Annotated in this window: 9 protein-coding genes; all 9 read right to left on the bottom strand. The window is 40.0% G+C overall.

Annotation, left to right across the window (positions count from 1 at the left end):
* Positions 1 to 663: 663 nt before the first annotated feature.
* The 9 genes from R2Q70_RS07550 to R2Q70_RS07510 all read right to left on the bottom strand — a co-directional run bounded on the left by R2Q70_RS07550 (position 664) and on the right by R2Q70_RS07510 (position 14,966).
* Positions 664 to 1,305 carry a DUF2461 family protein gene (locus R2Q70_RS07550; RefSeq protein WP_316807025.1) on the bottom strand — a complete coding sequence of 214 codons (642 nt, stop codon included), beginning with the start codon at positions 1,303 to 1,305 and terminating at the stop codon, positions 664 to 666.
* Between the two features lie 88 nt (positions 1,306 to 1,393).
* Positions 1,394 to 1,576 carry a YtxH domain-containing protein gene (locus tag R2Q70_RS07545; protein ID WP_316807024.1) on the bottom strand — a complete coding sequence of 61 codons (183 nt, stop codon included), beginning with the start codon at positions 1,574 to 1,576 and terminating at the stop codon, positions 1,394 to 1,396.
* Between the two features lie 166 nt (positions 1,577 to 1,742).
* Complete coding sequence (locus R2Q70_RS07540) at positions 1,743 to 2,774, bottom strand: GntR family transcriptional regulator (protein WP_316807023.1); 1,032 nt, start codon at positions 2,772 to 2,774, stop codon at positions 1,743 to 1,745.
* 160 nt (positions 2,775 to 2,934) lie between these two features.
* Positions 2,935 to 4,320 carry an FGGY-family carbohydrate kinase gene (locus R2Q70_RS07535; protein WP_316807022.1) on the bottom strand — a complete coding sequence of 462 codons (1,386 nt, stop codon included), beginning with the start codon at positions 4,318 to 4,320 and terminating at the stop codon, positions 2,935 to 2,937.
* A gap of 14 nt (positions 4,321 to 4,334) precedes the next feature.
* Entirely contained in the window at positions 4,335 to 5,615 is a 1,281-nt protein-coding gene (locus R2Q70_RS07530) for a sugar isomerase (protein WP_307292605.1), read from the bottom strand.
* 259 nt (positions 5,616 to 5,874) lie between these two features.
* Positions 5,875 to 7,995, bottom strand: coding sequence for a bifunctional aldolase/short-chain dehydrogenase (locus R2Q70_RS07525; protein WP_316807021.1), 2,121 nt, complete (start codon positions 7,993 to 7,995; stop codon positions 5,875 to 5,877).
* A 27-nt stretch (positions 7,996 to 8,022) separates the two neighbouring features.
* Positions 8,023 to 9,117 (bottom strand): L-rhamnose/proton symporter RhaT, encoded by a 1,095-nt coding sequence (gene rhaT, locus R2Q70_RS07520; RefSeq protein ID WP_316807020.1) that lies wholly within the window; start codon positions 9,115 to 9,117, stop codon positions 8,023 to 8,025.
* A 73-nt stretch (positions 9,118 to 9,190) separates the two neighbouring features.
* Positions 9,191 to 12,214: a glycosyl hydrolase gene (locus R2Q70_RS07515; RefSeq protein WP_316807019.1), complete on the bottom strand. Its 3,024-nt coding sequence runs from the start codon at positions 12,212 to 12,214 to the stop codon at positions 9,191 to 9,193.
* Between the two features lie 10 nt (positions 12,215 to 12,224).
* The gene (locus R2Q70_RS07510) at positions 12,225 to 14,966 is read right to left on the bottom strand and encodes a glycoside hydrolase family 78 protein (RefSeq protein ID WP_316807018.1); all 2,742 of its coding nucleotides are present in this window, start codon (positions 14,964 to 14,966) and stop codon (positions 12,225 to 12,227) included.
* Positions 14,967 to 15,140: the final 174 nt, after the last annotated feature.

Raw genomic sequence — 15,140 nt, 5'->3', positions numbered from 1 at the left:
AAATGTTATGAAACTATTAACTTATTGTAATCATGTCATAGTACGACATTAGCAGAAGCAATAATGCAAATCAAATAAGTGTTGTGGATATAGATAAATCATTTGTACATCAGTGACGGATGATAGTCATCATTAGAAGAGCAGGGGGTAAAGTTTATTTGTGAGCGGCTTGATTACATTTAAAACCTTAAGTAATACGAGAATTTAAGGCTTTTGTATGCAACAGATTTTTCTTCTCCACCATAAAAAGTATTCCAATTTGGTTTAGCTATTGATTTTGTAACAGCCTTATTATAAATTAGATCATCACTAACTAAAACTAACCAAATGGAAAAATACAATTTAATTGCAGGGTGTTTTATGCTTGTAAGTAGCTTTGGTCTGCTTGTTTTTCTTTGCCGCCCAAATAGAGAAGAAGCAGAATAAGCAATTGAGCCGGGTAGCGTTTATCCGGCTCAGAAATGAGTAGCGTAAAAAAAAACATACGCTAGAATAATGAGCTGGATTTAAACAATCTCGCTGCTCAGGTGTTGATTCATTATGGCATTTAAAGCAGCAATAATTGTAGGGATAACCATTGGATTGGTTTCATTTTTTGGAATTCGAAAAATCATTAGCGATCATCAGCTTCCAGAGGGAAGATAAAAAGACATCTTTCAATCGTTAGCGAAGCCCAAGCCCTTTTCGAAAAAACTCGACAAATGGTATGGCCAACTCGAAAGATGTCAGGATATCCGCGATCAGATGACTTTTTTTCTTATACAAATCTACCGGGCACCTGAGCTCATAAAATGGTAATTTGATATAATTTTCTCCGATAACTCCGGTTTGATAACCTTTGGGTAAAACACCGGCCTGGACATCGTTTAACATAAAACCAGCTGAATAAGCTTCGGTTAGGGCTTTTTGCAGTAAATCAAAGTTTTTAATGATAAAACTTCTGATTACCTGAAGTCCAAACACATCTGGTTCAAAAAGTACACTGATATAACTTCCTTCAGGATTAATGTGAAGCCGGTAAACAGGTTCGTTTCCACCATTCAATAACGGACTGATGGACAAATTAAAAAAAGTATGATAAGGAGGTTTCTTCTTGGGCTTAATAACAACCAGGGTTGATATAAACCTATTTACATCTATTTCGCTGTCTAGCGCTGAATCCAGGAGCGATAATTGTTCCAGAATTAAATAAGTCAAGTCAGAAACTTCGGTTTTAGCCTGTTCATACGCCCCGATATGATCCAAAAACCATCCCGGGTCATTGTTATCCTTTAACTCCGTTAAAAACTTAAGCGTTTTGTCCATTAAAATCAGATGGAGTTACAGATGATGAGGAGCTTAAATTGTTTCAATTTGATGAGTCTTGGCTAATCATTTTTTTTAAGAAATATCACTATACCTGCGGCATTTTGCCGGCTTTCAAATCTTGAGATACCTCTTTTGCCTTGTCGATATAGGAAGGAAGCTGCTCCTTGATTTTGTCAAAGTTTGATGTTCCCAATACATCTTTTTTGGTAAGATATTTTATACCTTCGAATATTGCGATGCCGATAATGGCGTTTTTTATAAATCCCATAGCTGGTTGTTTATACATTGAACACCCGTTTGCCTGATTTAGTTTTAGAATAGATGAGCAATAATAACAACACTACAGCTGAAGCATAATGAACGCCTTTAGCATGAATTAAATTGAAAGAAGCTGCCCACGGAATTACTTACTTCGTAATAAACTAACAATCGGATTATAGCGACTTGCGGAGATTAAGGTAAAATGGCACCTCAATTTTTTCAGTCTTACCATTTAACACAAACTCTGCAGCCTGGGTGCCCAGCCGATGAAAATCAGTAGAAATGGTGGTGATGCCATCAAGAATAAATCGCTTTAAAGGAGTTTCATTGTAAGAAATTAAACCCACGTCTTTTCCAATTTTAAGTTTGAGAACAATCAGCCGCTCGATTAAAGTTACCAAATCATCTTCCATCAGGTTGATGAAAACTTCGCCGGAATTTATCTCCTCTTCCTTAATGTTGTGGATTACTTTGTGATTAAAAGCATACTGCTGACAGAAGCGGTAAAAACCAGTTAAAATCTCCTGTGGCACATAACTCTGTTTAGGAAAAATGATTTTTATGGTGTGATATTTAGATAGCTGTTCCAATGCCTGCTCTAAAGCTGCATAAATATCCTGGGCAAAGTTTTCGTAAGCTGCAGCAAAATTGCCGGTAATGCCAGATAACAACTTATCCAAAATAACCAGTTTTTCCTTCGGGATGGTATTGATTACCTCGTGAGCATTTTCGCCACCCTCCAGGAAATGAGGAATAATCACGAAATGCGTATAATCATCAATTTTAGAGGTGATCATCTTTTTAAAAAATACAAAATCATTGTTGTAAATATAAAAATCGATCGCAGCGCTTTCCCCAATCGCTTTAATGAATGAATCGTAAATGATTTTTTTGTGCGTACTCAGCTTGTTAAAAAGCAGGCATACCTTCAATTTTCTTGAAAAATCGGTGTTGATGATGAAATAACCTTTGCCCGGAACCGAATCGACCACGCCAAGTTTACGAAGGTTACGATAGCCTTTTTCGGCAGTGTCGCGAGACATTTCCAGACTAAAACTTAACTCATTTATAGAAGGGAGCAAACTCCCTTTCTTCAACTTACCGGATTCAATACCGCTTAAAATGGCATTGGTAAGCTGTTTATACTTAGGTGTTGATGAATATTCATCAATCTGGATGTGGGAAATTACGTCGTCTGCTTTCAAAATGATTCACGTGGAGATTCGAATATAAGAAAAATCTCTGTTTCAGCAGTGAAAAACAAGATACAGCGGTCGAAAAAAATCCTGAAAAACAAACCGCGGATGTTTAGTTCATCAATTGATTGACGTAAAACATCCGCGGTAAAGCTTATTGAATTGTATTTTAAGATTCGATTGTTCGCTGGATAGCCGAATAATATTTCAGTTGAATCATATCCGTTGGTGCGGGATTTTCATTCCAGGCATCATTAATAGCCAACGCGGTTCCAATAGAAGTAGCCTGTGATACCGAAGAAGCATACACCTCGATATCGGGAATAGAAGTTGCTAACAAGTGCATGTAAATTGCATTTTTACCGAATCCACCATCTACAAAAACCCTTTTTACGCCGGCATTTAAAACCAGGTTTAAAGAATAAATCTGTTGTTTAACCAAATCAAATATTAACTGATGATACGCTTCCTCGGCAGTTTGAAATAAATTCAGATCACGCTCAGGAAAGGCAGAAACAGCCGAAAATTCAGTTTGTGGAATTAAGTTTTCTGGCACTTTGTTCGCCAGTTTCAAAATCATGGAAGGATTGAACTTTAGGTGCTTGAACAGATAAGCCGCCCGGTCAAAGTGTTCTGCAATGCGTTTGAGCTGTATTTCATGCTCATAACCAGCAAAAATCCTTGAAGCTTTAATCGGTTTGCCTTTGTAGTGCATGTAACACAAACAATCCTGCTTTAATTCTTCCTTGGTTAACGGTTCCTGGTTAAATGGATTTAAACTAATACACCAGGTTCCGGTTGAAATGAGGATAAAAGGTGTGTTAAAGTTTGCCAGATAAGGAATCAATGCCGCGGAACTGTCGTGAAGCCCCACGCCTACCTGGAAAGTCGCACCATTAAACTCCGTTTTCAAGCTGGAGTCTGCCGGAGTAAATTCCCCAAATTTTTCATCAATTTTTTCTGATGTTACCCAGTTGTGGTATTCATTTTTGTTGAAATCCCAAAGCTGTGTATGGCAACCAATACTGGTAATATCAGCAATAGCTTTTCCGGTGATGAGATAACTCAGGTACTGCGGCAAGTGTAAAGCCCATTTTACTTTATCAAAAACAGCAGGTTTTTCATGCTTTAAGCGATAAAGCTGCATGCCGGAATTTAAGCTTCCTAAAATTGGTGAGGCTGTTTCTAAAGAGATTTTTTCCTCACCACCATATTTTGCATAAAACTCCTGCTTCAGCGCTTCCGGATATTCTTTAAGATAATTATAAAGCGGTGTCAAAGGTTCGCCCTTTTCATCAAGATAAACAAAACTAGCCCCGTAAGTTGAGAAATTAATCGCTTTAATATCAAACTCTTTCATCTGCAAAACCTGTTGCAATGAATCATAAACGGATGATTTAAGGCTTTCCAGATTTTCACATGGTTCGCCGTCTTCATCTACCGTTTCTACGAAACGAGCCGAACGTTCGTAAACGATCTGATAATTTTCATCAATTAAAAAAAGCTTTTTGTTCGTTTTCCCAACGTCAAATATTGCAATAACCGGTTTTGGCATTTCTCTCGCTCCTATTATAAACCTGTAGCTACAGTATTTCCTCTGTGATCAACTAAATTACTTCTTACGGCTAAATCGCGGTATAAGCCAATTGGCGATAAGGCAGCACCTGCTCTTAATCTTGCCTCGGCAACCAATGCCCTTAAATCAGTGCGGAAAGTATTTTGCAAAATTTCCTGTGCCCCAGCCACATCATTATTATCCTGAGCAGCATTAAGTGCTTTACGATCAACCAGTAAAGCTTGTGCATAAGCGATCATAATTGCTTCTACTGATTGCAATAAATCTTCCAATGGATCTTTCACATTGTGAGATGCATCAATCATCCAACCTAAATCTTTAGCGTGATTCATCCCTTTGGCATCCATTCCCTCAACCAGTTCATTGAAAATCAGGAATAACTGGTAAGGCTTGATACTTCCAGCCGTTAAATCATCATCACCATATTTAGAATCGTTGAAGTGGAATCCACCCAATTTTCCTTCCATTAACAGTAAAGCTACAATTTGCTCGATATTGGCATTGGGCAAATGGTGACCTAAATCAACCAAAGTATAAGCTTGTTTACCTAATTTGCTGGCATAAAGTAACGATTGGCCCCAATCGCCAACTGTTGTTGAATAGAAATTCGGTTCAAAAGCTTTATATTCCACGAACATTTTCCAATCGCTTGGTAAAGCAGCATAAATTTCTTCTAAACTTTCTAAAGTATTTTCAAAAGCCTTACGGAAATTTAACTGACCCGGGAAGCAAGATCCATCGGCTAACCAAACGGTTAAGGCATCAGAACCTAATGCAATGCCATGTTTAATTACTTCGATGTTATGCTCAATGGCTTGCTTACGCACCGCTTTATTTACGTTTTGTAAAGAGCCGAATTTATAGCTATGTGCTGAACCTGCCTGATCCTGAAAGGTGTTTGAGTTCATGGCGTCGAACTTTAAACCGTAGCTTGAAGCCAAAGATTTTAAGCTTTCTGCATTTTGTGGAATATCCCATGGAATATGAAGCGAGATTGCACCACTTGCACCGTTTAAGGCATGCAGTAAACCCACATCTTCAATTTTTTCTTCTATGGTACGCGGCTCTCCACCGGTGATGGCAAAACGCCCGAAACGTGTTCCTCCTGTACCTAAAGCCCAAGATGGAATCGCAATTTGAAAATCAACCAGTTTTTGGATTACACTTTCTAAATCAACATGCGACCAATCTTCTTTTAAAAAATTAAGCTTGCGTTGATGAGCGGTTAACAGGGAGTCGTTATGTTTTTCAATTTGGTTCTGCTCGATATTCATGAGAATACTTGGTTTGTTAGGTTAATAAATAAAACGAAAATTCGCCTCGTTGTAATCATCGCAAAACGATGAAAATTATTTAAAGTCATTTCCAGTCTGTGGCAAGCCACAGACCGAGAGAACAACTTACTAAAACTAAATTTAACTTCGGTTTGTGAGGACACAAACCGGGAAAACATTTATGGTCACTGCTGAATGCGGCTACCTCTAATTAAATCAGGAGATTACTTCGTACCTCGCAATGACGGACATAAAAATATTATCTTGCGAATGCCATGGCTACGCCGCCATCAACATTTAGCATATTTCCAGTCGATTTGCTTAACAAACCACCAACAAAGGCAAAACATGCATTTGCAATATCATCTGGTAAAATAATCTGGTTCAATAAAGTACGTTTTGCATAATAAGCAGGCAGTTCGGCAACGGTAATGCCATAAGCTTTCGCCCGGCCTTCCGCCCATCCACCAGCCCAGATATTGCTGTCGCTGATTACTGCATCCGGATTTACCACATTTACACGAATATTATCGGCACCCAGTTCAGCAGCATTTAATCTGCTTAAGTGAAGTTGTGCAGCTTTCGCACTGCCATAACCTGCATTATTTGGTCCGCTAACCAGTGAATTCTTACTTACAATGTTAATGATATCGCCACCGATATCCTGCTTTTGCATCGTTTTTGTTGCAGCCTGGGTAATGAAGAACTGGCCTTTAACCAAAACATCATACAATAAATCCCAATCTTTCTCAGTATGATCGCCAATGGTTTTTGAAATTGATAAACCAGCGTTGTTTACGATGATATCTACACCACCGAAAGCCAATGCCGCAGCATCAAAAGCACCATCAATATCTTCCTGAGAAGTTACATTCAATACTGCAGTAGCGTATGAATCTTTGCCAAATTGTTTTTCAAAGTCAGCGCCAGCTTCAGCCAAACGCTCCGCATTCATATCGTTTAATATGACCACGCCACCTTCAGCAACAAACTTTTTAGCAATGGCTTTCCCAATACCACCAGCGCTACCAGTAATCAAAGCGATTTTTCCGGTAAGTGGTTTTGGTTTAGGCATGCGTTGTAATTTTGCTTCTTCTAACAACCAGTATTCGATGTTGAAAGCTTCCTGGTGCGGCAAAGAAGTATATTCTGAAATCGCTTCAGCACCTTTCATTACATTGATGGCATTGATATAAAATTCAGCTGCCACTCTTGCCGTTTGTTTATCTTTCGAAAAAGTGAACATACCAATTCCAGGATATAAAATCACCACTGGATTTGTATCACGAATAGCCGGACTATTATCGTGCTTGCAATTTTCGTAGTAATCAGTATACATGGCTCTGTAAGCCTCGAAAGCTGGCAGCAAGGTTTCTTTTATCGCTTTTGTATCAGATAAATCAGCGTCTGCTTTCAAATCTAAAACCAAAGGACTGATTTTAGTTCTTAAAAAGTGATCAGGACAGCTGGTTCCCATCGGAGCCAAACGAGAAAGATCATTAGAGTTAGTGAATTCTAAAACACGGGCATCATCAGTAAAATGACCAATCATGTGTTGTTTAGAAGAACATAAACCACGTAAAATCGGCGCTAAAGTAGCGGCTTGTTTTTTACGGCTTGCTGCCTCAGCACTTTCAATTTTTTGTCCGCCGAAAACCGGACCTTTTTTACCGTAATTCTGTGCTAAATATTCAGAACAGATTTCGATTACATCAAGGGTATTTAAATAACTTTCGTATGCAGTATCGCCCCAGGTGAACAAACCATGAGAACCCAACATGATTCCACGAATACCTGGATTTTCATCCAAACATTTTTTCAATGTTAAGCCCAGTTCGAAACCTGGTTTTTTCCATTCTACCCATCCAATGGTTCCACCGAAGAGTTCTTCAGTGATTTTTTTTCCATCTTTTGCTGCCGCGATTGCAATTGCTGCATCAGGGTGTAAATGATCGATGTGTGCGAAAGGTAAAAATCCGTGTAGTGGTGTATCAATTGATGGTGCTTTCGAACTCAAATCGAAAATGCAGTGATTGAACAATTCAACCATTTCATCTTCATGTTCTACACCACGGTAAATATTTTTTAAGCTGCGTAAACGATCTACATAAAGTGCTGCCAAACCGCTTTTTTTCAAGGTACCCAAATCTCCTCCTGATCCTTTCACCCACATTACCTCTGTTTCAGATCCGGTTAAAGGATCTTTTTCTAATAACTTGCATGAAGTGTTTCCACCACCATAATTGGTTAGGCGTAAATCGGCGCCAAGTAAATTAGAGCGATAAATTAACAATGCAACTTCATCTCCAGCTAGCTTTGCGGCTTCCTCTTCATTCCACAAATAGCTTACATGCTTATAATTTTTCGTTTCGATTGACATTATAGTATTTTGATTTTTTTATATGATTTAACCTTTAAGTGAATTACCGTAACCCACGATTAATACGGATGCGATGATGGTTAGAATACCAACCAATACGGTAATTAATGTTTTTCTGGAAACGCCTTTCCATTCTTTCAAAACCAGCCCCCAAACGTTGGCAATTAAGATGATGAAGGCCATGTGCAAGATCCATGAACTGGCGCCGTTACCCATTTTGCTCTCTCCCATTCCATAGAAGAAGAATTGAAGAAACCAGGTTGTTCCGGCTAATGCCGAAAAGATATAGTTTTTTAAAAGTGGCGTTTTCTTATTGGTATAGTCGCCGAATGTTTTGTTTCTGGCGTTTAAGATCATACACCAGATAAAGTTGGTGGTTAATCCTCCCCATAATACGATGATATAAGTTACATTGTTCGAAAAAAGGAAATTTCCGGTTTCAGCTGGATTTGCTGCCTTCCAGATGGAATTTGCAGCATCGGCCATTGGCTTACCGGCTTCGATACCGAAGTTAAAACAGGCACTTAATACCCCTGAAACAATTCCAACAAATAAGCCTAAACCAAATTTAAACTCGGTTTTAACCTCTAATCCATGTGGATCGGTAACACCCGTGTTGATTTCTTTTTCTTTCATCATCCCGGCTTTACCGCAAATGATAATACCCAGCACACAAACCAGAAGTCCCAGCATCACCATGCGCCCCCAGTCGGTATTTAAAAACATGGTAAAGGTATCTTTGCCTTCCTGCGGAAAAACATCGAAATAAATGGATGGCAGGATGGAACCCAAAACCATACAAAGGCCCAGGATAATGCTGCTGCCCAATGATACCCCTAAATAGCGAACACCCAAACCGTAAGTTAAACCTCCAATACCCCAAAGAATACCGAAAAAGTAGGTTATGGTTAGGATTTGACCGCTGGTTGAGGAAATTATATCAGTAAAATTCGGAATGGTTAAATAGGCTGCTAAAGGCGGAACAATTAACCAGGAGAAAATGCCGCCAACAATCCAGTAACTCTCCCAAGCCCAACCTTTTACCTTTTTATATGGAATGTAGAAACTGCCCGACGCGAACCCGCCGATGAAGTGAAAAATTACGCCTAAAAATGCCTGCATGCTCTGATGATTAAAATATTTGGTTGGTCTAAAATAAAGATAGCCCAATGCTTAACTGTTATGAACTGTTATGTTACTCACTCATGATTTGAACTGGCCCAAGCAAACCCGAAGGCAACAATGGATCAGTCTTTTTGAATACGATATTGGTGTTGGTTAAACGCTTTTCTTTGGGCAATGCAGCATCTCCAATCAGTCTGTTTGGCCATTGATTAATGATCTCAATTTCCAGCATATTATCACCAGACTTCAAACTATCGCCAATATCTACCCGCCACGGACTGGTCCATATTGTACCTAAATTTTTACCATTTAAGTTTACGGAGGCAATATTTTTAACTGTTCCCAAATCTAAAAAAACACGTTTTCCATGGGTTGATAAATTGTAATTGAAATTTTTACGATATACCGCTTTACCGGAATAAAATTTGATTCCTTCCTCGCTGTGTTTGCTCCAGTCAATCAGCTCATCAAAAATAATTTTGCTCGGTCCTCCCCATTTCGGATCGAAGTTTACTTCCCATGCGCCTGTTAACATTTGCTTTTGAGTAAATACTGGAAACAGGCGCTTATTGGTAACAGTTTGGCCTGCCTTCGCCTTTGGAAACACAACAAAGTAAGACTGAAACCGGGCAAACTGAAGATCGATGATGATCCGGTTTCCACTCTTTTTAAATGGAACAGTTTTAATGATTTCTCCGGTAACCGCATCCCAAAGCTGAGGTTGCCCGTTTATCCTGAAAGTACAGCTTGAGCTAACCTCATGATCCAAGCGATTGGTGATGAAATAAATATCTTCACTGGCGGTTTTCCGGTGGATAAAGTCTATGAAATTCTCCTTTCCCGAACATTCAAAATCGGGAAGTATGCCGTCGTTAAGCAGCACATTACGAACATTTTCATTGTAAAAAACCCGGCCACTGCCAAAATGATTGAGTTTGATTGATTTTCCATTGGCTTTGCCCCAAAGTAAATTTGCTTTAGTTTTGATATACTGGTCACATGCAGGATAACCGCCCAGGCCTGGCGACTTGTTGGGTTTAGGGCCAATGATCGTTGCTCCGGCCTTGACCAATTCTTCAAGTTTTGCAATTACCTTTTCAGGCATGCGTTGATCATCTGCAAGCACCAGCACCAGGTAACGCATACCATCTGGTAGCACAATAAATTTATCTTTAACGGCTAAACGGGTCAGTAAAACTTCTTCATTGCAAACATCGTAATCATAACCTTTGCCCAGGCTCGGTGGCACATGTTTGGGTAATACAATGTTTGGTGCCGCATCGCCATTGTAAAAAAGCACATCAGCCACAAATCTACCGGCCCTGAGCAAATGCTGGCACCTTGAAATGTAGGTAAGAAAGGCTGAAGATTTTTCCCACCAGGTAACATTAGGATTGAAATGCGTTCCGGCTCCGTATTCAAATCCCGGCAAACCGTCTTCTGGTCGGGAGGCCGTGGTGGTGTGAATGACTACGCGATTGATTCCTTCACAAAAAGCCCGGTCTAAAGCTTGTTTTAAATGCTCAGGCGCATCTTTCCAATGTCTGAAAGAGGTAAATGATTCAGCCGAAGCGGTTTTTCTGCCGTAAATATGAGCGGCAGAAGCTACCATTTTAGTCACCTTGTTTTGCCCGTACTCTAGCCTTGACACGCCATAAGGCTGATCATCATCCAAACCACCGGGCTCGTCATGTTTGGCACCTAACCAAAATTCACCCATCGGCTGATCGCTCCTACCCAGGTTTTTTAAAGCATCCATACACATCGTTCCTGAGCGGCTTGGACCTGCAGATTCATTTTGAACCTTCAAACCATTTTCATGGCACAATTCTGCAAATCTTTTATAGTGCCCGTTCGCCATACAATCGGCTACCGTTTTGCGGTAGTCATGCAAAAAACGATCGGAAATTTCGGCGCTCCCAATAATAAAACCAGCCAGAACAGGAAAATAGGGTTGCGGGTCATAGCCACAAAAGGCTTTGAACTTATCAATAATTTTGGGTGTCCAGTTTGGAAAGCCATCCTCAAAACTATCATCGCAGAAATATTTTAGCGCCTTAGAATTTGCTTTTGCGTTTTCTTCTAAAAGTACTTTCCCCAGGTTTTCAAACTGAATCTCCACTCCTCTGCTGTCCAGCCAGTCAATAGATAATCCATCGGCTTCAGGCTGGGCAATCATGAGTTTCGATCCAGTCATCCTATGCCCGGTACGAACGAGGGTCCAATCACCTGCTGGCACTTCCCAATTCAAAGTTCCGTCTATACCGACTTTGTCCGTTAAATTAATTACCTGCTTAACATCAACTGGCTGATCACCAAGCTGATTTTCCCAGGCAAAAAGTGTTGGTCCCATTACATCGTTTGCCTTGGCAAAATTGCTAGAATCCTTTCGATTTGTTTTTGCTGAAAAAACGGCCTGCCGGGAACCTGATATTTTGGCTTGATCGCCATTTGGATTTAAAATGGCAACAATTGAAGTATCCTGATAGTCGAGTTGATCCAGAGGGAGATCGATATAATCTTTGTAACCTGGCGGATTAAAAACATGTTTATAGCCATCTCTTCCACCCGGAAGCGGCAGTTTTCCTGAGAAATTTTGAGGCCCTTTTAAATTTAAGGTTGATTGCAAAAACCACCGGCCTGCATTTTCAGGTTTAATCCAGGGTCCGCCCATGCACCAGCCCGAACTTAGGTTTACGCCCACTTCGATACCCAAACGATCGGCTTCTTTGAGCGCATGGCGATAAAGTGCCTTCCATCCTGAGGATAAAAATTTTTCTCCTTGCGGATAGGGAACGCCACCCAAACCGCCAGCAGAGTTCACAAGTAAGACATTTCCAATTCCCTTATCTTTAAACTCTTCCAAATCGCGGGTGATACTTGCCTTATTAACCAATCCGTTAAACCACCACCAGTAGCCACCTGCCCGGGTTTCATCCGGAGGTGATAAAAAAGCATTTTCAAGTGCTGTTAAATTATCTGACGCAGGATCAAAATTCAATAACTCAGCGGCGTTTACTGAACTTAAAATGGCAATATTGGCAGCAGTTAAACTGCCTAGCTGAATAAATTTACGTCGGTCGATCGGTTTCATCAAAAAGAAATTAGCGGCTTATTTTATCAAGGGTATATTCAAAATGGTATGTGCCAGATCCAAGCTCAAAGGACTTGTTTTTAGATGGTGATTTAATCTTTTTAAGATAATTCAATCCATCTGCTTCTTTTCCTCCTTCTATAATGACTGCATTTTCTGATGCAGGTAGCATTACGGTTGCCGTGGTATTTGCTGGAATGCTGACATCCAGAATAAACTTATCGCCATCGGTTTTCCAAGCGGATGAAATTTCGCCGTATAAACTTTCAAATTTTGCTGTAGCGTGTTTAAAATCGCCACCTGGTTGTGGCGCAATCACAATTTTTTTATATCCCGGACTTTTCGGATCGATGTTGATTCCGGCTACGGTTTTGTACATCCAATCTCCGATGGCGCCATAGGCATAATGGTTAAAGGAGTTCATGGAAGTGGCCTGAAAACTGCCATCTGGTTTAATTCCATCCCAACGCTCCCAAATGGTGGTGGCACCTTTCTTAACGGGGTATAACCAGGATGGGTAAGTTTCCTGAAGAAGCAGTTTATAGGCCACATCATTATATCCAAAACGCGTTAAAACATGGCAGAGATAAGGTGTACCCAAGAAGCCTGTAGTGAGGTGATTTTTATATGAAGCTACATTTTCGGCTAGCCTTGCCGCAGCCTGTGTTCTTAGATTTTCGGGCAACATATCAAAATTTAGCGCCAATACATAGGCGGTTTGTGAGCTCGACACCAATCTTCCCGAAGGCGTTACATATTCTCGCATAAAAGCATTCTTGATGTCTTTTAAAAGTGCTTCGTAAATTTTAACCTCTTCATTTTTACCCAGTGCCCTTGCTGCATCAATCACATTCTGTGTGGAGGCAGCATAAAAAATCTGGGCAATTAAAAACTTATCGGTTAAAGCTGCTTTACCATCGCGGTCATCGGCCATGGTGTAAAAAAGCCAGTCGCCATAATGCGGACCGCTGTTCCACAAATTTTCTTTGCTGATACTTTTGATATAACCCACCCAGGCCTTCATACTATTGAATTGCCTTGCCAGTAAATCTCGATCACCGTAAGCCTGATAATAGTTATAAGGAATAATGGTCGCCACATCGCCCCAACCGGCAGAACCAGCATTTACCTTTGCCCTGCAATCGGGAATGACTACCGGAACATTTCCATTCTCATGCTGATCAACGGACAAATCGAGCAGCCATTTGGAAAAAAATCCTGATACATCCATATTAAAAGCCGCTGTATTAAAAAAGACCTGTGCATCGCCTGTCCAGCCCAAACGCTCATCTCTTTGCGGACAATCAGTAGGCACATCTAAAAAGTTTCCCTTTTGCCCCCATTGAATGTTGCTTTGCAGCTGATTAATCAGCGGATTGGAAGAGGTAAATTCACCCGTAGGTTTCATATCCGAATAGATGGCAATTCCTGTTAAGTCATTTTTATCCAATGCTGCTTTATAGCCTGAAATTTTAACGTAGCGAAAGCCCTGAAAAGTAAAATGTGGTTCAAGAATATCTTCCCTCCCCCCTGTTAAAATGTATTTATTTTCCTGTTTGGCTGCACGAAGATTATCGGTATAAAAGTTCCCTTGCTGATCGAGCACTTCTGCATGGTTGACCGTAATGGTATCTCCCTTGTTTCCATGCAATTTCAGTTTCACCCAGCCTACCATGTTTTGACCGAAATCCGCAACCGTTTCGCCTTTTGGCGTTTTAAATATTTTAATGGGTGATATGTTTTCGTGTTTACTCACCGCAGGTCCAACAGGAGCAACGAGGTTATCTTTGTTATAACTTGCTACTTTTACAGTTTTCCAGGAAGAGGATTTTAGGTTTGTAGCCGTTTTTACCAAAAGCGCATTAAAGGTTTCTCCATTGTAGATATCTGATTTTTTTACTGGCCCATCAAACGATACTTTCCAGCTGCCATCTGAATTGATTGTGGTTACTGATCCATCGGCATGGGTAACTTCAAGCTGATAAAGCAATCCTACCTCCTTACCATAGGTATTTCTTTTGCCCTTAAATTCGAGGTTTCCCCTGTACCAACCGTCGCCTACTGTAACAAAAGTTTCATTGCTTCCTGCTTTTAAAAGCGAAGTAACATCATATGTTTGATATTGAAGTCGTTTGTGATAACTGGTCCAGCCAGGTGTAAAATATTGATCACCTACGCGTTTACCATTAATAGTGGCTTCATACAAACCGTGTGAGGTGATGTAAAGCCTGGCAGATTTGATGTTTTTGGTCAGCTCAAATTGCCTGGCAAATATGGGTGCTGGCCCTACTTTACCTTCAGTGGCAATCTCACTTTCTATCCAATCTGCCGTCCAATTTGCATTGCTAAGCATGCCTGTTTCAAAGAATTGAACTTCGCTCCATGCAGAGCTGTTTTTCTTTTCATCGGTAATTTTAACCTGCCAGAAATAGCGTTGCCTGTCTTTCAGCTTGGGTCCGTTATAAACTACATGAGTAGACTGATCACTATTAACCTTTCCCGTATTCCAAACCAGATTTTTGTTGTTTAACAGATCGTTTTGTGAGCGGGCCAGCCTTATTTCATATGATTTTTGCATCGTCTGCCTCAAATTAGTTTTGATTTTCCAGCCAAACCTGATTGCAGCCGTATCAATACCAATGGGGTTTGATTTGTAGTTTAAGGTTAATCCCGATAAACTCAAGTTCTGAGCAAATGTAAAAATCGAAGCAAATTGAAATAAGAAAAATAGTAGGCTTTTTTTCGTTCTCATAAAATTAGTTTGTAATCAACCTTCAGTTGGTTTTAAAAAATAGATGTTTAATTCGAATTAAATCATCGATTTTTGTAGTATTTGGTTAACTAAAGATAGTATTCTAAATATGAAAATCTTATAGGAAGCCTAATGTATCTGAAATTTTATACAACATTATGAAATAAAATTAAA

The organism is Pedobacter agri (assembly GCF_032678665.1).
Taxonomy (GTDB): Bacteria; Bacteroidota; Bacteroidia; order Sphingobacteriales; family Sphingobacteriaceae; genus Pedobacter; species Pedobacter agri_A.
This window is presented reverse-complemented; position numbering and strand designations above follow the sequence as displayed.